This window comes from Bdellovibrio sp. HCB185ZH, assembly GCF_047302455.1.
Taxonomy (GTDB): Bacteria; Bdellovibrionota; Bdellovibrionia; order Bdellovibrionales; family Bdellovibrionaceae; genus Bdellovibrio.
The window spans coordinates 3,197,954-3,222,315 of sequence record NZ_CP178624.1; the positions used below are offsets into that span (position 1 = coordinate 3,197,954).

Here is a 24,362-nt window from a genome sequence, read left to right on the forward strand (position 1 = left end):
CTCAACTCTCTGAAAATCGCCTCAAATTGACTCAAGTTCTAATGAACTCCTACCGATAGAAACAATAGGTAACGGGGAGCAGGACGCTCTCCACTTTGATTTAAAAAATCAGAGTGCAGCAGATGGAGGATTCGATGTTTCTTCAAGGCGATTTACAAGTCATGTTCGATGCACTTTACAGCGTCGGCGCGATTGATCCTGTGCTTAAATTGGATTGGCAAGAAGTCACAAAAGAGATGATGGCAAACCCAGCACTTTTAAGTGAAGCTTTCCAAAGCATCAACGGCTGCCGTGGAGACAAAGATCTACTTATCCAAAAGCTACACATGATGGATCAAAGATCCGTAAGTTATATCGCTATGGAGGTCGCTCGTGAGTTTTGTGAATTCCAAGACCGTAAAGATTTGCACTAGTCTTGTAACAGCTCTGCTTATCACCAGCGTGGCTAATGCCTGGGAAGTTGATTTTTCTCGTCGTCAGGTTGATTTCAACAAAGTGACGAATGAAGATCGCTTGCCTGCCAGCATCAAAGAAGATCAATCTGTAAGTATTTTGAGCAACGTGTTCGACTCGGTTGAGCCGACTCAGGATATCGTCATCATGAACACAGAAAAAGGTTTCGTACCGGAAACTGTGCGCCTTAAAAAAGGTAACAACTATCGTATTCACGTGGTGAACGTGAACGGTAAAGAGAAAAACGTCAGCTTTGTTTTGGATGCTTTTTCTGAACACCACAACACGGTGTTTGGTGAAGAGAAGACTTTCAATGTGATGCCGAAAACAGACGGTATCTTCTCTTACCAATGCCCGGAAACAGCAGTCCAAGGTAAATTTATTATTTATTCAGACGCGAATTCTGCACCAGGTGGCAGAAAACCCGCTTCTAACTAATTTACGATCGGTGCACCCATGTCGGATCAGTCGAACGTTTTCAAGCAGACTATTCAGCAGAACCTCGGTCCTGTTGTTAAGTATCTTGATGACCCGGGTGTCTCCGAAATTCTTGTAAATGGTCCCAGTGAAATTTTCGTCGAACGCAAAGGTAAGCTCGAGAAGGTCTCTGAAAAGTTTCCTTCCGAGGATGACCTGCGTGCCGCAGTGAACTCCATCGCACAGTCCGTCGGTCGCCGTATCAATGACGAAAATCCTCGTCTCGATGCACGTTTGCCGGATGGTTCGCGTATCGCAGCGGTGATTCCACCAATGTCACGTAAAGGCACGACTCTTTCCATTCGTAAATTTACGAGCACTAAAATTACTTTCAATGACTACATCAAAATGGGCACAATCTCCGAGGACGGCGCGCGCTTTTTAGATATCGCCATGTTCTTGGGAAAAAACATTATCGTGAGTGGTGGTACCGGTTCCGGTAAGACGACATTGTTGTCGCTATTGTGTTCGCGTATTCCCAAAGGTCAGCGTGTGTTGATCATCGAAGACTCCTCAGAGTTGCAAGTCGATTATGAACACTTGGTGATGTTTGAAACTCGCATGGCTGATGCTCAAGGCAAAGGCGAAGTGACGATCAAAGATCTGGTGAAGAGTGCTCTGCGTTTGCGTCCCGATCGCATCATCGTGGGGGAGGTTCGTTCCGGCGAAGCTCTTGAACTTTTGAATGCGATGAATACAGGTCACAAAGGTTGTATGGGCACCGTGCATGCGAACTCGCCTGAAGATGCGATTGTGCGTCTGGAAGCTTTAGCGCAAGGCGGGGATGGTAAAATCAGCGAGCGTGCTCTTCGTCAACAAGTGGCATCGGCAATTGATTTGATCGTGCAAATTTCCCGTTATGGAGATGGTTCACGTCGTATCGGTGCGATCAGTGAAGTGCGTGGCTTCTTGCCTGATGGTTCTTATGATGTGGTTCCAATATTTGAGTTGGGACGCTTGGTGCGTCGTCCAGATGGAACTCTTGAAGGTAAGTTGGAAGCGACTGGAAATGTTCCTACATTTATGGAAGAAATCATCGATAACAAACTTCCATTCCCAAAAGCCAAATTCAACAAAGCCGCCTAAAAGGTGCCAGGTCCTCTTTACGGGAGCGGCGCATAAAGGTGACCTGTTTCTCGCCACGCCTAACTCATCGAGTCGTGGTTAGCCGTGTGAAATAATGGCGAGCCCCTAAAATGCAGAGGATTGGTTGATTTTCTAACCTATCTGCGTCATCTGGTTTAAGCATAATATAGTTATTTCAATGGCTTCGCATTTGGGCTATCACTTTTGCGTGCACTTTAGTTGTAAGATCTCCAACTCAGTTTTGACGGTTCTTGAGGAGCAAGGTGAAGACCTTACGCCCCTCTATGAACAAACTCATCTATCGGTTGAGTTGTTGCGAGATTCTTCCTACTGGATCAGCGCTCCTGACATGGAGCAATTCCTGGAAATGTGTTTGCGACTTCCGCTCAAAAAAGATGGCGATGTTTTGACTCGTGCGGGTCACAACGGACCAGAACTGCGTGCGTGGGGAGTACTCGACAGCGTGTTGCGCATGATGCCTCGTCCACAGGAAATCTTTAATCAGCCTGAACAGTTTTTGTCGTATTTCATTTCTCCAAAACCACCGATCGATAATCTTCGCAAAGACGAAGTGAGCATTTCTTTCGATTTGCCACTTCCTGCAGAACAATATCCATTGGTGACGACATACCTAAAGGCCGCGTTCGAGTCCTTGCCCGTTTACGTCGGGCAACCTCTGGCACGTTGCGAGTGGTCCGGCATCACTTTGAAATTAAGTTGGGCGACTCAACAGCAAACGATCTTCAGTGAAAATGAAAACGTAGGCCATCAGGTCAGTCCTGATTTGTTCCAAAGCTTGCTCAACGATTTGCAACGCACTCAGCGTGAGCGCGAGGATTTGCAAAAATACGTGGGCGATCTTGAAGATAAAATTCGCACATTTGAAAAACAAAGACAGCAGCAGGCAGCACAAATTGAGGCGGCCGATACAATCGAAGGCAAAGCTTCATTGATTCCTCACGAAGGTTCATTGGCGCATTTGAACTTTGATGTGGAATCTCCTGCGTATTCCTTGAATCAAAACCTGGCACGCATGCATGACTACATGGTGCGCGCTCAGCAATTGATCACTATGCTGGCTTCTCAAGGCAAAACAAATCCTGCCGTGAAAGAAGCTATGAGACGTGTCGACTGGGAATTCGTTAAAACCGAATACCCACGCACTGTTTTCAAAAGCATGGAACTTGTTAAAAAAATAAACTCTAAGCAATCCGAGAAGGAAGGTACTCATCATGTCTGAAATCATCAGTGTCGTAGCTCGTGAAATTCTTGATAGCCGTGGTAACCCCACAGTAGAAGTTGAAGTAACAACAGCTGAAGGCAATATCGGTCGCGCAGCGGTTCCATCAGGTGCCTCTACAGGTGCCCATGAAGCTTGTGAGCTTCGTGATGGTGATAAAAATCGTTACGGTGGTAAAGGCGTATTCAAAGCGGTGGATAACATCCGCGAAAAAATCGCTCCTGAAATCTTAGGTCTGCAAGTAACGGAACAAGTATACTTGGACAAAGTTCTTCGCGAAATCGATGGAACTGAAAACAAAACAAACTTGGGTGCGAATGCGATCCTGGGTGTGTCTTTGGCTGCTGCGAAAGCCGCTGCCGCTGACGTAAATCTTCCTTTGTACCGTTACATTGGTGGTTCTCAAGCTTGCCGCTTGCCGGTTCCGTTGATGAACGTATTGAACGGTGGTGCACACGCGAACAACGGTCTTGATATTCAAGAGTTCATGATCGTTCCAACTGTGAACAACTCCTACGCTGAATCTCTTCGCGCAGGTGCCGAGATCTTCCATGCGTTGAAAAAAATCTTGGGCAAAAAAGGTTTGACGACGGCAGTAGGTGACGAAGGCGGCTTCGCTCCCAAATTGTCTGGCAACCAAGAAGCTTTGGATTTGATCATGAACGCGATCGTTGATGCGGGTTACGACCCAGGCCAAAACGTATTCTTGGGCTTGGACGTTGCTGCAACAGAAATGTACAAAGACGGCAAATACCAATTCGACGGCAACTTGATCACTCCAGCAGAACTTCTAAAAGTTTACCAAGGGTGGGCGGAAAAATATCCATTGATCACAATCGAGGACGGTTTCTCTGAAGACGATTGGGATTCATGGGTAAACATCACGTCAGCAATGGGCAACACAATGCAATTGGTAGGCGACGACTTGTTCGTAACAAACCCAAAACGCTTGCGTATGGGCCTAGAGAAAAAAGCTGCGAACGCTTTGCTAGTTAAAGTAAACCAAATCGGAACTCTAACAGAAACATTCGAAGCCGTTAACCTAGCTCAACGTAACAAATACAAAACAGTCATGTCTCACCGCTCAGGCGAAACAGAAGACACATTCATCGCCGACCTAGCAGTGGCTTTGAACTGTCACCAAATCAAAACCGGCAGCCTATGTCGTTCTGAACGCATCGCCAAATACAACCAACTCCTAAGAATCGAAGAAGATCTAGGTGGTATGGGCGTATACTGGGACAAAGCAGCCTTCCGCTAAGCGCACGCTTGAAAAGCGGCCATTCCCTGCGTTGGACCGATCGCCTGATCGCTCCGACGTACCTGCAGTACGCCTGCGCGCTCATTCGATCAGTCCGCCTTGTGACTGACCACTTTTGAAGCGTGCTTGGTTCAGGGTAAAAACAATTCTTGCTGGCGCTCCGCGCGCCGCTAAAAAAGCCACCCTCGAAGGGTGGCTTTTTTATTTTCTCTCCGAACGAAGCCAGCGATGACCGAAGGGAAGTCCATCAATCACTCCGAACACTCTGAGCTTTGACTGAGCTGACTGATGGGTATGTGATTCGCCGGGCCTCCGTCGGCGCACGATGCGCGAACCCGCGAAGCGGGCGACGGTGAGCCATGGATGGCGTGCCCAAGAAGCACGTACCCAGCAGGCAGATCAGGCAAAGATCAGAAGCGTTCGAAGCGAACGATCTGGACTACCCAGCAGAGAAGAGCGACCTTAGACTTTTTGTATGTCGTACAGTCGTTTCGCAGTCGGATTACGCCGTTTATTAAATCACCCAGGAAGAGTCGCATTCATTTGCATGATTATCTTCGGGGTTTCTATCGTTCTAAACGGAAACCTATGGCGTCTATGGGGGCTGCACAGAGACTTCGACCGTATCTCAACTGAGATCAGTGATAGCAAAAAAGCCACACTCGATCTTGAAGTCCAGCTTAAGCAAGCCAAAGATCCAGCCTTTATCGAACGTCAGGCCCGCGATAAATTAGACCTGGCTGGCGAACACGACTTAGTTTTCGTTTTCCCTGAACAATAGCCTAACGCGAATCGTTATTTGATGTCTCTCGGGTATACTAGCAATAGTATCTCAACTCTATTTCAAATTTATTTTGAAGTGATACCGGGGGTTTACGGTTATGTTCGAAAACTCAATTGAATGGAATAAAGACACTCTTCGCGCGCTTCGCCTTCGTCTTGGCTGGAGCCGTTCTGATATGGCTCGCAGATTAAAGTGTGAGTTAACAGATATCGAAGCGTGGGAAGAAGGACAGGGCGAACTTCTTTTTAATCCGCACATCAAGGGCGAATTAGCTCTGATTCATCGTCAAGCAGATGCATGCTCTGACGAAGTTCGCTTTACTCCTGCTTGTGAAAACGAGTGCGACAAACAAGCACTTGATCAGGTTGATTTTTCACGCGTCAAAGCAGACTTAGAATAATCGACATTCGCACTCTCCCGTTGTAGGTTTTTGAACTGCAAAATACGGGGGAGTCTTATGAAAAAAATCTATCTTATTGATGTCAGCTCGATGTTCTTTCGCGCATTCTTTGCGATTAGACAGCTGACGTCTCCTAAGGGCATGCCCGTTAATGCCATCTATGGTTTTCTTTCCATGGTCACAAAGTTGATGAAGGAAGAAAAACCAGAATATATGGTTTTCTGTTACGACCGCAAAGAGCCCTCTTTCAGACACGATATGTATGTCGAATACAAAGCTCATCGTTCTGATATGCCAGAAGATCTCGCAGTTCAAATTCCTTACATCAAACAACTTGCGGATATCTTGGGAATTCCGGCGGTGGAAATCCCCGGTTATGAGGCCGATGATATCATCGGGACTTTAACTAAAGTCGGCAAAAAAAGCGGCATTGAAGTCGTGATCGTCAGTGGCGATAAAGACTTTGGACAGCTTATCGAAGACGGCGTCATTCTGTACGACACGATGAAAGATCATCGTTATGATTCGGCCGGGGTGTTTGAAAAGTGGGGCGTCCGCCCAGATCAATTCATCGATTACTTAGCCATCGTCGGGGACACTTCCGATAATATTCCTGGTGTCAAAGGCATTGGGGAAAAAGGCGCCATCAAGCTTTTGGAGCAATTCAAGCATCTTGAAGACATCTATGAGAACATCGACAAAGTCGAAGGCAAAAGTATCAAGCAGAAATTGATCGATGCAAAAGAGATGGCGTTCCTTTCTAAAAAACTTGTGACTATCGCGACTGAAATTCCGATGGACCACAATATCGAAAGCTATCGTTTGCGTCCGCGCAAAGATGAAGAACTTCGCACTTACTTACGCGAGTTCAATTTCAAAACTTTCGAAAAAAATCTTTTGGGCGAGGCGGGTTCTGCTCCCATGACTTCGGCTGAGGCTGGAAAAGCCTATTACGCAGAAGCTGCCACACCTTCAGCAGCTCCTGATGCACTGGCAACCCCTATGCTGGCTGAACATCAGACCAAAGCTTTCAACGAAAAAACTCTTTCCACGAAAGAGCTTGCGGGCATGTTCGCTGCCAATCAACCTTTATGGGGCTTCTCCGACACCCGAGGGATTTTCATTGGAACTGATGCCGACATTATCTCTGTCTCTGATGCAGAGTTCTTGGGTAAGTTGACTGACACTTTCAAAGTAAATTGGAAGGGTTATGACTTAAAAGATTTGTGGCATAAAATTGGTGCAAAAAATCCCATCGCTGATTGGGACACGATGCTCGCTGCGTATGTTTTAAAAGCCTCTGATACGTCGGACTTTAGCAAAGTCTACGAAAAACATATGGGTGAACCGCTGCCGGAAATGGCATCACCAAGCCAGACTTATAATGCCCATTTGCACCTGGCAAAAACCCTGGATAAAAAGCTTCACGAAATTCATGGAGAAAAAGTTTTCCGTGATTTGGAACTTCCATTGGTGAAGGTTCTTTTGAACATGGAAAACCTGGGTGTTCGCATCGATACAGATCTGCTACACAAGCTTAGCGATGAGCTGGAAAAAGAAATCGAAGTTCTGGAAAAGCAAATCCATGAACAAGCCGGTGAAAACTTCAATGTGGGAAGCCCTAAACAGTTGGGCGTGATTTTGTTTGAAAAACTGGGTTTGCCAGCGGGTAAAAAAACGAAAACAGGATATTCAACTGGTGAAGATGTTTTAGAAGCGCTCGAGCATCCGATTGCGAAACTTGTTTTGCAGTGGCGTGAGCTTTCTAAGTTAAAATCAACGTACGTCGATGCTTTGCCTGCGATGGTGCACGCCAAGGACGGCCGCGTTCATACCAGCTTTAATCAAGCACTGACGACAACAGGACGCCTTTCAAGCAATTCACCAAACTTGCAAAACATTCCAATCAGAACCGCTCGTGGTCAGTTGGTGCGCAAGGCCTTTATCGCGAATCCGCGAATGAAATTATTGTCTGTGGACTACTCGCAAATCGAACTGAGAATCTTGGCCCATATTTCCGAAGATCCGAATCTGTGTAAAGCCTTTGCCGAGGATTTGGACATCCATGCTGCAACCGCTGCTGAGATTTTTAATATTCCACTGAAAGATGTAAACGCAGAACACCGTCGTACCGCGAAGGCTGTGAACTTTGGTATAGCCTACGGGCAGGGTGCCTTCGGTTTGGCGGAAACTTTAGGCATTTCTCGCACAGAGGGTAAAGACATTATTGATCGTTATTTTACCCGTTTTAAAAATGTGCGCGAGTACATCGATAACACCATCAAACTGGCCCATGAAAAAGGTTACGTCGAAACATTGTTCGGCCGCCGCCGTTACATCGATGAGCTTCAGTCTGGCAACGCTATGCTAAAGAAATTCGGCGAGCGCGCAGCCATCAATGCTCCGATTCAAGGGACAGCCAGTGACTTGGTGAAAAAAGCCATGATCGAAGTGAATAAAACAGTTCCCGTGCGCATGCTTTTGCAAGTACACGATGAATTGATCTTTGAAGATTTCACAGAGAATTTGGAAAAGCTAACACCACAGTTGGTCAGCATCATGGAAAACGTTGCTCAACTAAGGGTTCCATTAAAGGTTAATTATTCGATCGGTGACAACTGGGACGAAGCCCACTGACCCGTGCGGATGAAAAAGGGCCAACTGCTGCGTTGTCGGTTGGCGCCTTGCTCTTCGGCGTACTTGGAGTACGCCTTCGTGGCAGTCACCGCCCTCCGCCTTGCATTTGGTCCTTTTTGATCCGCACTGGTGTGCGTGTTCAAAAAGTCGAGCAAGGGGAGCGCATGAACATTTGTTATTGGGTTTCCCAGCCGACTACGCGGCCGCCTTCGAAGTAGACGAAGCGGGTTTCTTTGCGGTAGCCCGACGACGTGGAGCTTTGACGTTCATAGCGCCAACGTTCGTTTTTATAGATTGGATTTCCTGAGACATCGACTGATACCGGCTCGCCCCAGGATTTTTTCACGTATTCCTGTGGCATGCCGATGGCGATATCCTGGTTTTCAACCAGATCCTTCATATGAGTCGGCGCGGTTGAGCGGCTCCAGATTTTATTCTTATTGATCCAAACTTGGCGGCCTTCGATGGATGGAATGGATAGGAACTCCACCTTTTCAGCATCAGACTGGAGCCAAGGCAAGATGCGCGAATACTGTTCTTTCTCTTTGTTTGAACGCAGAGTGCGTTCCATCTGGCGAACGGTGTTGCGGTCTTGAATTTCTTGAATGTCACTGGCACTTAGATTGCCGGGGTCTTTACCCAACTCATACGCAGTTTGGCGCACAGAACGGTCGCGAATGACATCACGGGAGTCCCGAGAAGTGTAGTCAGAGGAGGAACCATAACCGCTATTAGCGGATCTTTGAAAACCTGTACAAGCGGACAAAGATAATCCCAAAACAGATACGACAAACAATACTCTCATGAATGAACTCCTAAGGTTTTATTCTACTGGATGAGGGCTTGTTTATAAATTGTTCTTGCGGGGTATTTGGTTCTTTTCTTACAATCGTCTTGGGAGCAATCATTGGCTGAAAACGAAAACCCGACCAAAGTAGAGTCGCAAAAACCTGAGGATTCACCAGAAGAGGAAAGTTCGGAAGATCTTTTGTCGCTGGAATCTTTGGATTCTATTTTGGAAAAAGAGGATCCCGAATTTGCCAAATCACTGAGTAGCATCGGTCCGGATGATCCTTCAAATCCGATTGTCATTGAAGAATCGGATCTCGAATACAAAATCGAAGATGAAGTTAAATACTGGAACCGACAAGAAGGCTGGCGAAAGAAGCTGGTAAAGTTTCTGCCGTTCGTGCCTCGCCTGGCCTACTATGTGCGCTTGCAGCACATGGCTATGCGCCTGACATGGCGAAAGACCAAAGAGCAAACCATTCATTTCGTTAAAAATCTGGGACCCAACTTAAAACATTGGGTCATTGATGTTTTAGGAAGCTTTAAAAGCTGGCTTGGAGAGCTGGGCGCGACATTCAAAACGTTTTCCCTGATGCAAAAACTGGGAGTCGTTGTTCTGTTGATTGCAACGGGTGTCGGTGGAGTGGTTCTTTATAAAATCGCGAACAACAAACTCATTCCTCATCAGGAAGAATTGTTTTTACCGACTTTGGAAGATTGGGCTGAGAAAAAGGAATTTTTTGAAGCAGATCAAGTGGAGCCATTCTATGACTCCACTCGTGTGGCTCAGAATATTTTCAGTACTCAAAGAATTTTTGCAAACATCCGTAAATCTTCACAATCAGGCCCGAACCCAATGGCCGCCCTGGAATTTTATGTCGAGGGCACGGACGCTGACGTGGTCGTTGAAATCAAAGACCGCGAGCCTGAAGTGAAGGATTTATTTTTGAGAGTCGTTGAAGACATGAATTACGATCAGCTGTCTTCAGTTGAAGGCAAGCAGATGTTGTGTGAGCGTCTTCGCAAAGAAATCAATAAGATCCTGACCAAGGGTAAAGTTCGCAGGATCTTCTATAAAACCGCCGTCATTAAACCTTAAAGTTTTCGACCTTGATATTATAATATTTCAAACGATCATGCAGAGTCGATTTAGGCATTCCTAAATCTGCGGCTGTGCGACGTTGATTGCCACGATTTGCCGTCAAACGTTTGATGATCATTTGTTTTTCAATTTCTTTAATCACCGGGATGTCATTTGTTGAGTCCGCCTCGGAAGGCGTCAGCAACGTTTTATCCAGGAGCTTTTCGATATGTTTCTCTTCGATATGCTCCCGTGGATAAAGGGCTGCCGTGCGCGTGACCAAGTTTTTTAATTCACGGATATTCCCTGGCCACGGATGCTTTTTCAGACGGGCAATAGCTCCGAAAGAAAAACGCACACGCATTTTTTTAGCAAACATGTAAAGCAGATCTTCGAAATCTTCCATGCGGTGAGTAAGTGCCGGGGGAGTCACTGTCACGACATTCAGACGGAAATAAAGGTCGGCGCGGAAAGCACCTTCACGAATTTTCTCGGGAAGGCTTTGATGAGTGGCTGCGATAATGCGCACATCGGTTTTGATGTTGCGATCTGCTCCCACCGGACGAATTTCGCCATTTTCCAAAGCACGCAGAAGTTTCGCTTGTAGAGCATAGGAAAGATCACCAATTTCATCCAGAAACAACGTTCCACCGCGGGCCGCTTCAAAGGCGCCCTTGCGATCAGAAATGGCGCCGGTAAAGCTGCCTTTCACGTGACCAAATAATTCTGACTCGATTAAGGTTTCACTGAGAGCGCTACAGTTGACGCTCATGAAATTTGCGTTCTTGCGCAGGCTTTCGTTGTGCAGGGCTTGAGCGATAACATCTTTTCCAGTTCCTGAAGGGCCGAGAATAAGTACGGGGAATTCAGTCACGGCCACGTGACGAAGACTTTGCAATTCCTCATTCCAAACTTCGTTCTTACTTTTCAACGGAAATTCGGAAGCTTCCTCGTTGGTTTTATAGGTAAATAAAAGTTCCTGGTTACCGGCCCGGATAACGTCGCCTTCTTGCAGGATCGCTTCCATAATGCGGGCATTGTTAAGGTAGGTCCCTTGGGGGCTTCTGAGGTCTCGGATATAATAGGTTTGCTCGCGGCGCTCGATTCTGAAGTGGCGCTCGGCGAGTTCGTCCCCGAAGATTTGAATCTGACATTGGGCGTCTTTGCCGACTGTCAGAAAGTCACTGACTTGATAGGTTTTCGGGTTTTCACCCAGTTGTTTAAGTAAAGCTTGGTTCATAATTTTCTCCTTCGCGAGAATTTCTAGAGCAAGGGCCTCGCCAAGGCTCAATTCGAATATAAGTGATCGCCGGGTCACTTTTGGCGCCATGATGTATTGGGCCTAAGATAGCTTTCCAAGAATTGAGAATTGAGAATCGGCTTATTTATTGGTAGCCTACGTTATGCCAAAACAGATCAGATTCATCAAAAGCGCCGTTCTTGAGAAAGACTACCCTGTCCACAAAAAAGCTGAAGTGGCCATCGCGGGTAGATCCAATGCTGGCAAAAGTTCCTTTATTAATGGTTTAGCAACTAACAAAATCGCTAAGGTCAGTTCGACTCCGGGTAAAACTCGTCTGTTGAATTTCTTTGATATGGATTCTTTCGTTCTGGTCGATATGCCTGGATATGGCTTCGCGGCTCGTTCAGGTGATGAGATTCGTGATTGGCATAAAATGATTGAGGTGTATTTGAACTCGCGCGAAAGTCTGGCGGGTTTGATCCTGGTGATGGATATTCGCCGTTCGTGGAGCGAAGATGAAGAACTACTTCGTCGTTTCTCTGAAACTCAAGGATTCCCTTTGGCCGTGGTTTTGACGAAGGCAGATAAAATGTCTCGTTCGCAAATGCTTCAAGCGATTAATAAGTTGAAAAAAGAAACAGGCCTTAGTGCCGTCTTTGCAACTTCAGCTCTGAAAAAAACCGGGCAAGAAGAAGTGGAAGATTATATCTACGACAATTGGATTAAAGCATGAAGATAGTTGGTGTGATCCCAGCTCGATTTGCCTCCACGCGCTTTCCCGGAAAGCCCCTCGCACTTCTTCAAGGTCGTCCCATGATTCAGTGGACGATCGAGGGCGCTAAAAAATCAAAACTATTAACAGACCTGATCGTCGCGACTGACGATGACCTTATCAAAGCTGCGGCGGAAGCTGTGGGCGCGAAGGTTGTTATGACCGACAGCAGCCTGCCTTCTGGAAGCGACCGTATTCACGCCGCCATTAAAAATGTTGATTGCGATGTGGTAGTGAATATCCAGGGTGATGAGCCCTTGGTGACGGGCGACTTGATTGACCGCCTGGCCCAAGTCTTTGTTGATGATGCGAAAATGGATATGGCGACACTCGCTCATCCCATTTCTGAAGAAGAGCTGCAAAATCCTAACTCCGTTAAAGTCGTGATGAACATTAAGGATGAGGCTTTGTATTTCAGCCGCTTTCCGATGCCCTATTCCCGTGTGAAGGCGAGCGAGCTTGAAGATTATTCTGGCTGCCTAAAACACATCGGCATGTATGCGTACTCGAAAAAGTTTTTGCAACAATTCTGTGAAGCTCCTCAGGCTCTGATTGAAAAAGCAGAAAGCCTGGAGCAATTGCGTGCTTTGTATCTGGGAGCAAAGATCAAAGTCGTGCGTGTGAAAGAAGCAAGCATCGGGGTGGATACTCCCGAAGATCTTGAAAAATTGGATAAAGTTTTAAGTCAGAGGAAATAATGGCAAAAAAAGCAAAATCTACATCTGTGAAAGCAACTAAGAAGACTGTTGCGACCACAAAAGTTTCGACAGCAAAATCGACCAAAAAATCCCTTAAGCAAAAATTTATTTTTGTAACGGGTGGGGTGGTTTCATCCATCGGTAAAGGTCTAACGGCAGCAAGCCTTGGAGCCTTATTAGAAGCTCGTGGTCATAAAGTGACGATCATGAAGTTTGACCCGTACTTGAACGTGGATCCGGGGACGATGTCTCCGTTTCAACACGGGGAAGTTTTCGTCACTGAAGATGGTGCTGAGACAGATTTGGATTTGGGTCACTATGAACGCTTTACATCTGCAGTGATGAATCGCTCGAATTCGGTTTCCACAGGGCAGATTTATGACACCGTGATCGCACGCGAACGTCGTGGTGATTACCTGGGTGGTACGGTTCAAGTCATTCCTCATATCACTGAAGAAATCAAAGCCCGCATTTATGAAGCCGCTCAAGGCAGTGAATTGATTCTGGTTGAAATCGGCGGCACTGTCGGGGATATCGAATCCCAACCGTTCCTGGAGGCCATCCGTCAGATGCGTATTGATGTCGGAATGGAAAACTCCGTCTTGGTTCATGTCACTTACGTTCCGTACATCGCAGCCGCGGGCGAATTGAAATCAAAACCGACTCAGCACTCTGTGAAAGAGTTGCGCATGATTGGTCTTCAGCCAGACTTCCTGGTTTGTCGCAGTGAAAAGCATATTGATGATAATCTTAAAGGCAAAATCGCCTTATTCTGTTCTGTGCAACCAAATCACGTCGTGGCAGCTCAAGACAGTAAATTCATTTACGAAGTGCCTTTGGCTTTGCACAAAGAACAACTGGATGAATTGATTGTCGAGCGTTTGGGACTCAAACCACAACGTCTGAATCTTAAAGGCTGGCAAAATCTGGTAAACGTTTTAGCGAATCCGGATGTGACAGTTAAAATCGGTGTTGTTGGTAAGTACGTTGAGCTTAAAGAAGCTTATAAATCTCTTCATGAATCTTTGGTTCATGGGGGCGTTGCCAACAAAGCCCGTGTGGAAATTATCTATGTCGATTCTGAAAAGGTGACTGATAAAACAGTTCACTCTCTTTTGGGCAAAGTTGACGGCATTCTGGTGCCGGGTGGATTCGGTACTCGCGGCGTGGAAGGTAAAATCACAGCGATCAAGTATGCGCGTGAAAAACAAAAACCATTCTTTGGTATTTGTTTTGGTATGCAGCTCGCTGCTATCGAATTTGCCCGCAACGTGTGTGGAATTAAAGATGCTACCAGCCGTGAATTCCATGCAGAAAACAAGCGCAATGGCAATTTCGTGATCGATTCCATGGTTGAGCAGCGTGGTTTGGTGAACAAGGGCGGTACGATGCGCTTGGGGGCTTACCCTTGTGCTATCACACCAAATACCAAGGCTTCTCAAGTATACAAAGCTACGAACATCACAGAACGTCACCGTCATCGTTTTGAATTCAATAATAAGTTTAAAGCTTTGTTTGAAAAGAACGGCATGGTGGCTTCGGGCATTTGTAAAGAACGCGACCTGGTGGAAGTCGTGGAACTTCCAGATCATCCTTGGTTTGTGGCAGTTCAGTACCATCCAGAATTCAAGTCCAAGCCACTGGCGCCGCATCCGTTGTTTGTTCATTTTGTTAAAGCTAGTTTGAAGAATAAATAGGATCAGTTATGTCAAAGTTGATTGAGCAAGCACTGAAAGTTTTAGACGTTGAAGCCCAAGCCGTATTGGCATTGAAGCCGCGTATCGGTGCTGAATTCGAACAAGTCGTAAAAATGATTGTGGGTTGCAAAGGTAAACTGGTTGTGACAGGGATGGGTAAATCCGGTCAGATCGCACGCAAACTGGCGAGCACTTTTTCCTCCACCGGAACTCCTGCGGTATTTTTGCATCCTGCTGAAGGCAACCATGGCGACTTGGGAATGGTCACTAATGACGACGTGATTATGGCGTTGTCTTATGGTGGTGAGTCTCCCGAGTTTTCAGGCGTTTTAAGTTTTGTTGCCCGTAAAGGCATACCCTTGATCGCATTGACGGGGAAACCGTCCTCTTCGTTGTCTAAGGCTGCAAAGGTGACTTTGGATGTGGCTGTCTCTGAGGAAGCTTGTCCTTTGGGATTGGCTCCTACAGCAAGCAGTACAGCGACCTTGGCTATGGGTGATGCTGTTGCGATGTGTGTGATGGCAGAAAAAGGTTTCAGCTCTGCTGACTTTGCGGAATTCCATCCTGGTGGAAGTCTGGGGTATCGTCTGTTGACCCGCGTGAAAGATGTGATGCATATCGGGGATGCTTTACCGACGGTGGGACTTAATGCTCCCCTGAAAGAAGTCTTTGCAATCATGACTCACAAAGATGTTCGTGGGGCCGCCGGTATCGTTGATGACAAGGGTGATTTGGTGGGAGTTATTACGGACGGTCAGATTCGTCGTCGTTTGGATAAGTCCAATGATCCATTCACAGGTCAGGCGAAAGATTTGATGACTACGAATCCTCGCACGATCGATAAGAATGAGCTTGCTGAAAAAGCCTTGTTTGTGATGGAGCAATTCCAGATCAATATGTTGTTTGTGATGGATAAACAATCCTCCCAGCCTTTAAAGCCAGTCGGGATCATCCACGTTCAGGATTTGTTGAAAGCGCGCGTACGCTAATTAAACGGGGTTTCAGCCGGAAGCCCCGCTTCCATTTTTCCATTGGTTTTCATTTAGGTCCATGTGAGGTGACTTTTTAAGAGGCCTCCAATACACCTCTGCTATAGTTATCTTTAAGAGGCTTTCTTGAACCTAAAAATTAGAGAATTACCCCCATTTGCAATCTCTCTTTTCCTGCACCTCGCGGTGTTTGCGGGAATGTCTATCGTTGCAATGAAGCCTCAAGTCTTAGCGCCCTTTGGATCCTATAAAAAGGGTGGGGCGGTTGTCGTAGAGTTTGATTCTTTCTCTTCGCCGGTAAAATCGGTTCCCAGAATGACTGCTCCCGTTTTGCATGATGAGGGTGATATCGCCGTCACTCAAAAGAAAAAAAAGGTCGAAGTGCAGCCGCAACCCGCTGCTGAAACTGGCAGAGCGAAAACTCTGGGGCATGCTGATGGAAATCTGACTTCAGGGCCGCTGGGTGAAGCCAATGGGAATCGTTTAGCCTCCATTAAAGAGCGCTATCTTTATGAGCTGCGAGTTCTGATTGAAGGTCGCAAAGTTTATCCTGTGACTTCGAAACGCCTGCGTGAAAGCGGACGTGTTTTGGTTGAGTTTACAGTGCAAAATGATGGGACCATTACCGCCGTAGGAATCAAGCAGGGCACGGCTTTCGAACGTTTGAATGAAGCTGCAAAAAGTTTGATTGCTGGCATTCGTAAATACAAACCGTTGCCCAGCGAATTTGCTCAAACTTCAGCGAAACTTGAAATCCCGATCGAATATTCTTTGCAGTAAAACTGCTCACCACTGTCCATTAACATTCACATATGCTCGGGTCTAGTTCGTCTAAAGGGAACATACTTTAGCGCAGGTTTGTCGTTACCTTTAACAAAATTCTGCCGGAAATGAGATCAATCCCGACCTTCATCCAGTGAGACGAAGGTCTTGTATCGGGGTGCGACACTTGCTCCTCCTGTAATAATTTCCCACAATGATTTCGTGGCAGTAGAAATATCAAAACTTAAAAATATCAAGATGTTGGTGCTCGATGTCGACGGTGTCATGACTGACACAAGGATCTGGTTTGAAAACGGCGAGTGGCGCCGTTTTTATTCCATCCGTGATGGCGTGGGCATCAAACGTTTGACAGAAGCGGGTTACAAGATCGCCGTCATCACTGGCACAAAGGCAGAGGACGTGCGAGCTCGCGCAAAGTCTTTGGGTATTCATTATTTCTACGAAGGTGCTCTCGACAAAGAGCCTTCTTTCTTACAGCTGCAAAAAGAATCCGGCATCTCTCCAGAAGAGATGGCGTATGTGGGAGACGACATTTTCGATATCCCACTTTTGCAAGCAGTGTCCTTCGGCGCCACGGTTCCTGAAGCAGTTGATGAAGTGATTGAGATTGCAGATTACGTGACGAAGCGGCCCGGTGGTTGCGGAGCAGTACGTGAAGTTTGTGATTACATTTATAAATATGGGGCCTTTTCCTCAGGTAGGTAATTCATGCTAAAGAATGGTTTGAAAGCCTTGATCATCATTGGTGCAGCTTTGCTTCTGCATAAAACAGCTTTCGCAGCTGAGTTGGTCGAGTTGCCAGTAGAAGAACTGGCGAAAGAATCTGTACTCCCGATCTTTGATAAATCGGTGAGCGTTAAAAACCGTCGTGTTGTTACCGCAGGTCGCATCGATGCGAATGTGTTCTATGGTATGGCGCTTACTGAACCGATTTACGACGTTAGTAAATTCGGTCTGTCTGCGTATTATAACTGGAATGAAGATCATGCGATTGGCTTCCTGTTTGCGAAAAACTCTTCTGGCTTATCTTCCTATGCCAAGCAGTTATATCAGGAATACGGATTGGATTATAATTATGCACCAAAGCCAGAAATGACTTTGATGGCTGATTACAATCTTAAAGTTTTCTATGGAAAAATGAGCTTAACAAAATCAACGGTGATCAACACCCAGCTTTTCGGAACAGCGGCCCTGGGAATGGTGAAGTTCGAAAATAAAGCTTATCCTGCACTGGCACTGGGCCTGGGTCAGAAATTCTATTTCACTTCTCAATTAGCTCTAAGATTTGACTTGAGACTTTATATGAATCAGGCGCCGATTCCTTTCAATGCAGGGTTGAAGCCAAGTTCTCCGACAAAGCCTTCAAAAGATTCATTTGAAGACAGACTCACTTACACTACAAACCTCGATGTTGGTTTGTCTTACTTGTTTTAAGCGAGGTTGAAAGATGTTGAACAAAAAACTTTTCGCATTCTTACTTATCTCCGCAATGCTGACTCCGGGTTTGTCAAAAGCTCAGGATATGGGCGGCGGTGATGATGTTGACAGCATTGAATCAGAGGTAAACCGCTCGGCTCCGAAACGACAAACAATCGAGAATTCAGCAGCAGCAAAAAATTACGCTGGTGATGACGAGAAGAATGTCACGGACTTTAAAGGCCTTGCGAACCTTGCTCCCTTTCAAGAGATCTCAATCATTCAAAAACGTTTCATGCCTAAAACAGGTCGTTTCGAATTGTTTGGTGGCGGTACGATCGTAACGAATGACCCTTTCTTTAACACCATGGGTGGTGTTCTTAAGGCGGGATATTTCCTGAACGAATCATGGGGTGTGGAGTTGAACTATTTTGGTTTGACGACGGCACAACGTGAATCGACTCGCGAGCTTGAATCCAACAATGGTGTGTCGACTGAAAGTTTGGCATATCCGAAGTCCTATATCGGTGCTGATATCATGTGGTCGCCTATTTACGGTAAAATGACATGGTTTAACAATCGCATCATTCCTTTCGATCTTTATTTCTCTGGTGGATACGGGATGACAGAAACTTCCACAGGTGAAAGTTCTGGAACAATCCACGTGGCGGCCGGTCAGATCTTTTCTTTGACGAAGTCCGTGGCATTCCGCTGGGACTTTAGCTGGAACTTCTATAATGCCAACGTAACCATCAAAGAAAAAGATGGAAGCGGAAATGTTATTGGATCCCACAAGTCTAATAACAGCTTTAACAACTTGTTCTTAACTGTAGGCGTGAGCTGGTTCTTTCCGGAGGCAACATACCGATGAGAAAACTACTATTACTCTTGATCGCAACAAGTATGGCTGCGCCAATCGTGTCAGAGGCGCAGACAAAGAAAGCTGCTCCTGCAAAACGTGGGACTCAAGCTCCAACGCAACAACGTAGAGCGGTAGCTCCTCCGAATGCAAAACAGCAATTGTCTAAAGCTTTGCAAATGGCTCAAAACGGTCAGTATGCAGCGGCAGCCAATAACCTGTTCACTTTGGCAAGAAAGCCAGAGTTGGCAGCGGAGCGTCCGCAAATCAAATACATCCTGGGTACGATGTTGATGCAGTTGAAACTTTATCAAACTGCCGCTTTCCAATTCGTGGATGTGATTCGTTCTGGAAATCCGCGCTACTCTAAGCCAGCGATTGAAAAACTGGCAATAGTGGCCGATGGACTGGGCGATGATACGATCATGAACTACGCGATCTCTCGTGTGGATTTGAATTCCATCCCAGCAAGCCAGAAAGACATGGTTTATTTCCGTTTAGGGGAAATCCAACGTCGTAACAGAGAGTATCCAAAAGCGATCGATATGTTCAGTCGCGTGGGTGCAAACAGCTCTTACTATTTTCAAGCTTTGTACAATCGCGGTTTGTCAGAACTTGAGTCCAACGAAGTCCCTGCAGCGATCACTGTTTTCCAAAACATGATCGATGCGCGTGCCGCGGCTCCGGTGACAGATACAAATAAAGTTCAAGCGCAATTGGCATTGGCTCGTGCTTACTATCAAAAGAAAGATTGGGATGCGGCTATCGAAGCGTACTCTCAGGTTCCTCGCGATACTTTGGCATGGCATGATGCGATCTTTGAGCAATCCTGGGCCATGCTACGTGCGGCTCGCTTCCGTTCTGCTATGAGTAACTTCCAAACTCTCCACTCGGCATATTATGAAGACTTTTATATGCCGGAGAGTTTACTTTTGCGCTCGATCGTATACCTCTATATCTGTAAATACGACGAGATGGAAAAGGTCTTGAACTTGTTCGAGACGACCTATGGTCCGGTGCGTGCGAAAATTGGTAACTTCATTAAGAGCACGAACGACAACACGTATTACTATCAGGAACTTGAGAAAGCAAAAATTATCAAGACCACTGATAAGTCTGCAAATCTTCACCTTCCATACATCGTTCTTCGTAACATCATGGATCAGGGTGACGTGAAACGTGCGATGAATTACCTGGCTCGTTTGAATCAGGAAAAAGCCCGCGTGGAAGGCAGCCCGACATTCCGTGCATCTGCCTTGGGTCAATACTCTTTGAAGATCCTGGCAAATCGTTCAAAAAATACCAAGCTTGCCATTGGCGACATGATGAAAGTGCATTTGTTGAACATGCGCACAGAGCTTCATGATCTATATGAACAAGCTGGTTTCATCCGTTACGAGATGATTAACGGAAGAAAAGAAACTGTTAAAAAGAAAATCGCTGGTAAAGATCTTGGCGAGCAGATTGACGATAATGTGAACCGTAAGTTCTATATCGAAAATGGCTTCCAATACTATCCGTTCCAAGGTGAGTTCTGGTTGGATGAAATCGGTAACTATCACTATCTGGGCAAACAAAGTTGCGAGTAGGAACTATGAAATTTAATAGGCACAAGCTTCTTGTTACAAGTTTAATTACAACACTGGTTACGGGTTCCGTAGCTCCAGTGTATGCAGCTCCTCCTAAAAAGGGTAAAGCGAAACCTGCAGCTGCTCCGGCTGCGGCTCCTTCTCGTGCAAGAACTGTCGGTGAGTTATTGGCTCAAGCTGACCGTGAAAATGCCAAGGTTAAAAAAGATTCCACGGCATTACCGACTGCTAATATGGGATTTGCTTCTCAGGGTAACCAAGTGAATCTTTCAGCCGTAAAGCCACCTCGCTCGTCTGAGATCATGCAATCCCGCGCAAAAAGCGGTGACCAGAAAGCTCAGTACGAAAAACTTTTGGATCAACAGATTCAAGAGCTCTATAAGCTGACTCAAAGATTCAAAACCAGTCCTAATCGCGGTGAATTGTGGCTGCGTTTGGCAGAATTGTACGTGGAGAAATCAAGCATCGTAGATTCTCGCAAGCAAGATGAGTACGACGCTAAACTTCGCGCCTTCCAGGAAAAGAAAACCAACCGTAAACCGGTCTTGGAACTGGAAGAAGCCCGCGATTACAACCGTAAAGCTGTTCAATTGTATGAATGGTTCCAACGTGATTTCCCTAAAGACCAAAAAATGCCTCAGGCATTGTTCTTCCTGGGTTATAACTATTTCGAATTAGGCGATGTTAAAAAAGGTGCTCAGTTCTATGAAGACCTGACGAAACGTTATCCAAATTCCACATACGTGGGCGAAGCGCATTTCGCTTTGGGTGAATACTATTTTGAAAATGAAAAATGGGCTGATGCTTACAGAGAATACACATTCTTGATCAAGCAAAAGAAACACCGTTTGCATACGTTCGCGATGTACAAAGGCGGTTGGTGTTTGTTCCGTTTGGGCAAAGTCCAACAAGGTCTTGCGTATCTTGAATACATCATCAAAAGCAGCCGTCAGGAAGAAGCTGAACAAGTTGCCGGTAAAGCGGTTAACCGGACTCGTCTAGAGGGCGAAGCAATGCGTGACTTGGTTGTGTTCTATGCTGAGGGTGGTGACCCTGCGAATGCCGCAAACTATTTTGATGGTTTGATCGGTCAGGGCAGCGATCAGTATCTTGAAAAGCTGGCGTATCAGTATCAAGCGCGTGGGAATAAGGATGCGTCCCGTGAGATCTTTAAACTTTTGATCGCACGTAACCCGACATCGCCTAAATCTTTCGAGTTCCAATACCAAATCGTACAGAACTTCTTTTATGCGAAGAATACGTCTCGCTTTAAAGACGAACTTTATGGCTGGGTGAAAGACTACGGTAAAGGCAGCGACTGGTACGCAGCAAATAACAAGAACAAAGAGCTGATGGACAGTTCGTATAAATTGCGCGAAACAACTTTGCGCAACTATATCTTGCAACAGCATCAGACAGCTCAAAACTCTCGTGCGCAATTCTCTCAAACGCAAGCCAACGAAGGTTATAAGCTTTATCTATCTGAATTTGGCGATTCTCCGGTAATCGGCGATATGCACTTTTACTACGGGGAGTTGCTATACGATATGCAACGTTACGACGAAGCATTCGTGCAATACCAATGGGTTGCTGAGAAAGCTCCGACAAGCAAGTTCTACGCTAAAGCGGCACAGAACTTGATCTTGGCAGTTGAAAAAACGATCCCGACAGACGCAGAGATGCAGAAACGTGTTGGAAACTCTTTGGATCCGATCCCATTGGACCCAAAAGTCGATCGCTTTATCAAAGCGGGCAGCTGGTACGTAAGCAAATTCCCGCAGTCTGAAAAGACTCCGGAAATTAAATTCCGTATTGGTCGCTTGTACTACCAATCGAATCACTTCGATGAGGCAGTGAAAGTGTTCCGCGATATCGTTAAAAACAATCCTAAATCCAAGTACTCCGAATACTCGGCGAACTTGATCCTGGATATTTACAACTTGAAGAAAGATTACGCGGGTCTAGAGAAAGTCGGCGCAGAGATGTTGTCGGTACCTTCGATCGCAGCTTCTCCGGTGGGTAAAGACATCCGCGGTATCATGGAAAAAGCATCCTTCAAAAAGGGTCAGGATCTTGAAGGCCAAAAACGCTTTGGTGAGTCCGCTCAAGCTTACGAGGCTTTCGCAAAAGCAAATCCAACTTCAAACCTGGCAACGACAGCGATGTACAATGCAGGTATCAACTATGAGCGTGCCGGTCAAAATGGTTTGGCCATCGCGGCTTATAAAGGCGTTTTGGCATCTAAGGATCCGGAAGCAGAAAAGTTGAGACCGAAAGTTCGTCGTTTCTTGGCGAAACAGTATCAAGACTCTGCTCAGTTCGAGGAAGCGGCAAGATTGTACAAACAACTTGCGCAGGAAGCTCCTAAAGATCCTCTTTCTCCGAACTTGATGTTTAATGCCGCAGTTCTTTACGAAGCTCTTGGACGTGGTGACGAAGCGATTCGTGCATACACAGAGTTTACTAAGATGAACAAAAAACGCAGCGAGAACGTGGAAGTCCTTTATAGCATCGCGACGATCCACCGTAAGGCAGATCAAAAAGGTGCGGCAATCCGTAACTACATGGAATACGTAGAAACGGGCGGTCGTGATCAGGAAAAAGTCGTTGAAAGTGCTTACTGGGTTTATGAATTGTCCAAAGAAGTGGGTGCGATCACTCGCTCCAAAGAATGGGCAGGCAAAACATTGGCGATCCAAAGAAGATTTGCGCCAAACAAAAAAGGCCCGGGTGCTTCATACGCAGCTAAGCTGAAGTTTGCGGACTCTTTGGTAACCTTTAAAGAGATGCGCGCAGTTACGTTCCCGAACAACCCAGCAAGACAAAAAGCAGCAGCTGATAAAAAGATCGGATTGTTGACGAAACTTTCTGGCGAACTGGTGGACGTGATCAAATACGACAGCGCGGAAGAAATTGTAAGCTCCCTGGCACTGTTGGGTGATGCGAATGCCAACATGGCTCAAACGATCATCAATGCACCACTTCCAGCGGGTTTGAATGCTGAAGAGACGAAACAGTATAAAGCGGGCGTTGAACAGTTCGCGGCTCCATTTAATGGCAAAGCGAAAGACAGTTACAAAGCCTGTGTGGATCGCGCATGGGAACTTGAGGCTTACAACGAAGCTTATCGTGCGGCCTTGGATTATATGAGCAAAGTGGATCCAGTGAACTACTATAACGGTGGGGAAGTTGGTTCTGAACTTCGTCTGGTGAATTGGATGGGTCAATAATGAAAAAGTATCTATTGTTAACAGTCCTTTTTATTGCTGCTTGTTCTTCTGCTCCGACAGCGAATCAAGGTTCTGAAGATTCCATGGGGATGGAAGGCGTATCTGATGCTCCTACTCCATCTCATGAAGAGGAAGCACCAAAGGCCGCAAAGCACGATGAGCCAGAAGTTAAACCGGCTCCTGTCGCTTCGTCACAGTATTCTAATCTGAATAATGCGATCAAATCGCAAAATGACGAAGGTATCTATCGTGCAGCGACTGATATTTTGGCGCAAAACGGAAGTGACGCCAGAGCTTTGAATGCACTGGCAATGTACCACTTCAAAAAAGGTCGTTTCGACCTGTCCCGTTACCTTTTAAGCAAGGCCATCGGGGCCAATGCGAATATGTCTGAACTGTATTCAAATCTTGGAGTCGTTCAATTGGCCCAAAATGAGAGACGGGATGCGATTAAATCTTTCAAGAAAGCCCTGTCGGTGAATGGTCTTGATCCAGTTGCTTCCGCAAACGTTGGCTCGATTTATGTTCAAGAGAAAGACTATAAAAAAGGTCTATTGGCTCTTGAGGTTGCATACAGCAAAGGCGTGCGTGATCCACGCGTGTTGAACAATTATGCAGTGGCTTTAACTGCTACGGGAAGTTACGACAAAGCCGCTGACCTATACAAGAAAGTCGTGAAAGACGACAGCAACAACCGCGAGGCGATGCTGAACTACGCTATTCTTTTGGTCGATAAAATGGAAAAATATAAAGACGGCCTCGAAGTTATAAGCAGACTAAAGTTTGTAGGCGGGCCAACAGGGTCGAGTAATCGAATAAATGCTTTGGAAAACAAGGCCAAAGCAGGTTTAAAATAAGTGAATCCTCGAGGGAGTGGC

The 24,362-nt window shown here is 46.2% G+C and carries 22 protein-coding genes; 20 read left to right on the forward strand and 2 right to left on the reverse strand.

What is annotated here, in order from left to right:
• Positions 1 to 134: 134 nt before the first annotated feature.
• The 8 genes from ACLSU7_RS15615 (at position 135) to polA (ending at position 8,338) form a co-directional block, all read left to right on the forward strand.
• The gene (locus ACLSU7_RS15615; RefSeq protein WP_142701346.1) at positions 135 to 413 is read left to right on the forward strand and encodes a cytochrome; all 279 of its coding nucleotides are present in this window, start codon (positions 135 to 137) and stop codon (positions 411 to 413) included.
• A complete protein-coding gene (locus ACLSU7_RS15620) occupies positions 373 to 891 on the forward strand; it encodes a hypothetical protein (RefSeq protein ID WP_413292838.1) in 519 nt (172 codons plus the stop codon). Before ACLSU7_RS15615 ends, ACLSU7_RS15620 begins: the two co-directional genes overlap by 41 nt.
• Before the next feature lie 18 nt (positions 892 to 909).
• Positions 910 to 2,016, forward strand: a complete 1,107-nt coding sequence (locus ACLSU7_RS15625; RefSeq protein WP_142701345.1) for a CpaF family protein — start codon at positions 910 to 912, stop codon at positions 2,014 to 2,016.
• Positions 2,017 to 2,194: 178 nt separating this feature from the next.
• Entirely contained in the window at positions 2,195 to 3,256 is a 1,062-nt protein-coding gene (locus ACLSU7_RS15630) for a hypothetical protein (protein WP_413292839.1), read from the forward strand.
• Positions 3,249 to 4,517: a phosphopyruvate hydratase gene (gene eno, locus ACLSU7_RS15635; protein ID WP_413292840.1), complete on the forward strand. Its 1,269-nt coding sequence runs from the start codon at positions 3,249 to 3,251 to the stop codon at positions 4,515 to 4,517. Before ACLSU7_RS15630 ends, eno begins: the two co-directional genes overlap by 8 nt.
• A 475-nt stretch (positions 4,518 to 4,992) precedes the next feature.
• The gene (locus ACLSU7_RS15640; RefSeq protein ID WP_413292841.1) at positions 4,993 to 5,298 is read left to right on the forward strand and encodes a septum formation initiator family protein; all 306 of its coding nucleotides are present in this window, start codon (positions 4,993 to 4,995) and stop codon (positions 5,296 to 5,298) included.
• Between the two features lie 100 nt (positions 5,299 to 5,398).
• Positions 5,399 to 5,701, forward strand: coding sequence for a helix-turn-helix domain-containing protein (locus tag ACLSU7_RS15645; RefSeq protein ID WP_413292842.1), 303 nt, complete (start codon positions 5,399 to 5,401; stop codon positions 5,699 to 5,701).
• Between the two features lie 57 nt (positions 5,702 to 5,758).
• Positions 5,759 to 8,338: a DNA polymerase I gene (polA, locus tag ACLSU7_RS15650; protein ID WP_413292843.1), complete on the forward strand. Its 2,580-nt coding sequence runs from the start codon at positions 5,759 to 5,761 to the stop codon at positions 8,336 to 8,338.
• A 175-nt stretch (positions 8,339 to 8,513) separates the two neighbouring features.
• On the opposite strand, the gene ACLSU7_RS15655 is transcribed toward polA, so the two are convergent.
• Complete coding sequence (locus ACLSU7_RS15655) at positions 8,514 to 9,143, reverse strand: hypothetical protein (protein ID WP_413292844.1); 630 nt, start codon at positions 9,141 to 9,143, stop codon at positions 8,514 to 8,516.
• Positions 9,144 to 9,245: 102 nt separating this feature from the next.
• Between ACLSU7_RS15655 and fliL the strand changes: the two genes are divergently transcribed.
• On the forward strand, positions 9,246 to 10,226 hold the full coding sequence (gene fliL / locus ACLSU7_RS15660) for a flagellar basal body-associated protein FliL (RefSeq protein ID WP_413292845.1): 981 nt from the start codon (positions 9,246 to 9,248) through the stop codon (positions 10,224 to 10,226).
• Here fliL and ACLSU7_RS15665 read toward each other — a convergent pair.
• On the reverse strand, positions 10,216 to 11,448 hold the full coding sequence (locus tag ACLSU7_RS15665) for a sigma 54-interacting transcriptional regulator (protein ID WP_413292846.1): 1,233 nt from the start codon (positions 11,446 to 11,448) through the stop codon (positions 10,216 to 10,218). The genes fliL and ACLSU7_RS15665 overlap by 11 nt on opposite strands.
• Before the next feature lie 163 nt (positions 11,449 to 11,611).
• Here ACLSU7_RS15665 and yihA point away from each other — a divergent pair, with 163 nt between their 5' ends.
• The 11 genes from yihA to ACLSU7_RS15720 all read left to right on the forward strand — a co-directional run bounded on the left by yihA (position 11,612) and on the right by ACLSU7_RS15720 (position 24,341).
• Complete coding sequence (gene yihA, locus ACLSU7_RS15670) at positions 11,612 to 12,184, forward strand: ribosome biogenesis GTP-binding protein YihA/YsxC (protein ID WP_413292847.1); 573 nt, start codon at positions 11,612 to 11,614, stop codon at positions 12,182 to 12,184.
• Positions 12,181 to 12,921 (forward strand): 3-deoxy-manno-octulosonate cytidylyltransferase, encoded by a 741-nt coding sequence (gene kdsB / locus ACLSU7_RS15675; protein WP_413292848.1) that lies wholly within the window; start codon positions 12,181 to 12,183, stop codon positions 12,919 to 12,921. Before yihA ends, kdsB begins: the two co-directional genes overlap by 4 nt.
• On the forward strand, positions 12,921 to 14,618 hold the full coding sequence (locus ACLSU7_RS15680; protein ID WP_413292849.1) for a CTP synthase: 1,698 nt from the start codon (positions 12,921 to 12,923) through the stop codon (positions 14,616 to 14,618). Before kdsB ends, ACLSU7_RS15680 begins: the two co-directional genes overlap by 1 nt.
• A gap of 8 nt (positions 14,619 to 14,626) precedes the next feature.
• Positions 14,627 to 15,607 (forward strand): KpsF/GutQ family sugar-phosphate isomerase, encoded by a 981-nt coding sequence (locus ACLSU7_RS15685; RefSeq protein ID WP_413292850.1) that lies wholly within the window; start codon positions 14,627 to 14,629, stop codon positions 15,605 to 15,607.
• Positions 15,608 to 15,805: 198 nt separating this feature from the next.
• Positions 15,806 to 16,387, forward strand: coding sequence for a TonB family protein (locus ACLSU7_RS15690; protein ID WP_413292851.1), 582 nt, complete (start codon positions 15,806 to 15,808; stop codon positions 16,385 to 16,387).
• 204 nt (positions 16,388 to 16,591) lie between these two features.
• The gene (locus ACLSU7_RS15695) at positions 16,592 to 17,095 is read left to right on the forward strand and encodes a KdsC family phosphatase (RefSeq protein ID WP_413292852.1); all 504 of its coding nucleotides are present in this window, start codon (positions 16,592 to 16,594) and stop codon (positions 17,093 to 17,095) included.
• Positions 17,096 to 17,098: 3 nt separating this feature from the next.
• Positions 17,099 to 17,824: an outer membrane beta-barrel domain-containing protein gene (locus ACLSU7_RS15700; RefSeq protein WP_413292853.1), complete on the forward strand. Its 726-nt coding sequence runs from the start codon at positions 17,099 to 17,101 to the stop codon at positions 17,822 to 17,824.
• Positions 17,825 to 17,837: 13 nt separating this feature from the next.
• Entirely contained in the window at positions 17,838 to 18,677 is an 840-nt protein-coding gene (locus tag ACLSU7_RS15705; RefSeq protein ID WP_413292854.1) for an outer membrane beta-barrel domain-containing protein, read from the forward strand.
• Positions 18,674 to 20,254 carry a tetratricopeptide repeat protein gene (locus ACLSU7_RS15710; RefSeq protein WP_413292855.1) on the forward strand — a complete coding sequence of 527 codons (1,581 nt, stop codon included), beginning with the start codon at positions 18,674 to 18,676 and terminating at the stop codon, positions 20,252 to 20,254. The genes ACLSU7_RS15705 and ACLSU7_RS15710 overlap by 4 nt, the downstream gene beginning before the upstream one ends.
• A 5-nt stretch (positions 20,255 to 20,259) precedes the next feature.
• Positions 20,260 to 23,484, forward strand: coding sequence for a tetratricopeptide repeat protein (locus ACLSU7_RS15715; protein ID WP_413292856.1), 3,225 nt, complete (start codon positions 20,260 to 20,262; stop codon positions 23,482 to 23,484).
• Positions 23,484 to 24,341 (forward strand): tetratricopeptide repeat protein, encoded by an 858-nt coding sequence (locus tag ACLSU7_RS15720; RefSeq protein ID WP_413292857.1) that lies wholly within the window; start codon positions 23,484 to 23,486, stop codon positions 24,339 to 24,341. Before ACLSU7_RS15715 ends, ACLSU7_RS15720 begins: the two co-directional genes overlap by 1 nt.
• Positions 24,342 to 24,362 lie beyond the last annotated feature (21 nt).

Bases quoted from the DNA above. Each gene is read 5' to 3' on its own strand.
- ACLSU7_RS15655 (WP_413292844.1), bottom strand. From the start codon at position 9,143: ATGAGAGTATTGTTTGTCGTATCTGTTTTGGGATTATCTTTGTCCGCT.
- ACLSU7_RS15685 (WP_413292850.1), top strand. From the start codon at position 14,627: ATGTCAAAGTTGATTGAGCAAGCACTGAAAGTTTTAGACGTTGAAGCC.
- kdsB (WP_413292848.1), top strand. From the start codon at position 12,181: ATGAAGATAGTTGGTGTGATCCCAGCTCGATTTGCCTCCACGCGCTTT.
- ACLSU7_RS15640 (WP_413292841.1), top strand. From the start codon at position 4,993: ATGTCGTACAGTCGTTTCGCAGTCGGATTACGCCGTTTATTAAATCAC.
- ACLSU7_RS15710 (WP_413292855.1), top strand. From the start codon at position 18,674: ATGAGAAAACTACTATTACTCTTGATCGCAACAAGTATGGCTGCGCCA.
- ACLSU7_RS15715 (WP_413292856.1), top strand. From the start codon at position 20,260: ATGAAATTTAATAGGCACAAGCTTCTTGTTACAAGTTTAATTACAACA.
- ACLSU7_RS15700 (WP_413292853.1), top strand. From the start codon at position 17,099: ATGCTAAAGAATGGTTTGAAAGCCTTGATCATCATTGGTGCAGCTTTG.
- polA (WP_413292843.1), top strand. From the start codon at position 5,759: ATGAAAAAAATCTATCTTATTGATGTCAGCTCGATGTTCTTTCGCGCA.
- yihA (WP_413292847.1), top strand. From the start codon at position 11,612: ATGCCAAAACAGATCAGATTCATCAAAAGCGCCGTTCTTGAGAAAGAC.
- ACLSU7_RS15625 (WP_142701345.1), top strand. From the start codon at position 910: ATGTCGGATCAGTCGAACGTTTTCAAGCAGACTATTCAGCAGAACCTC.
- ACLSU7_RS15645 (WP_413292842.1), top strand. From the start codon at position 5,399: ATGTTCGAAAACTCAATTGAATGGAATAAAGACACTCTTCGCGCGCTT.
- ACLSU7_RS15705 (WP_413292854.1), top strand. From the start codon at position 17,838: ATGTTGAACAAAAAACTTTTCGCATTCTTACTTATCTCCGCAATGCTG.
- eno (WP_413292840.1), top strand. From the start codon at position 3,249: ATGTCTGAAATCATCAGTGTCGTAGCTCGTGAAATTCTTGATAGCCGT.
- ACLSU7_RS15690 (WP_413292851.1), top strand. From the start codon at position 15,806: ATGTCTATCGTTGCAATGAAGCCTCAAGTCTTAGCGCCCTTTGGATCC.
- ACLSU7_RS15720 (WP_413292857.1), top strand. From the start codon at position 23,484: ATGAAAAAGTATCTATTGTTAACAGTCCTTTTTATTGCTGCTTGTTCT.
- ACLSU7_RS15615 (WP_142701346.1), top strand. From the start codon at position 135: ATGTTTCTTCAAGGCGATTTACAAGTCATGTTCGATGCACTTTACAGC.
- ACLSU7_RS15665 (WP_413292846.1), bottom strand. From the start codon at position 11,448: ATGAACCAAGCTTTACTTAAACAACTGGGTGAAAACCCGAAAACCTAT.
- ACLSU7_RS15630 (WP_413292839.1), top strand. From the start codon at position 2,195: ATGGCTTCGCATTTGGGCTATCACTTTTGCGTGCACTTTAGTTGTAAG.
- ACLSU7_RS15680 (WP_413292849.1), top strand. From the start codon at position 12,921: ATGGCAAAAAAAGCAAAATCTACATCTGTGAAAGCAACTAAGAAGACT.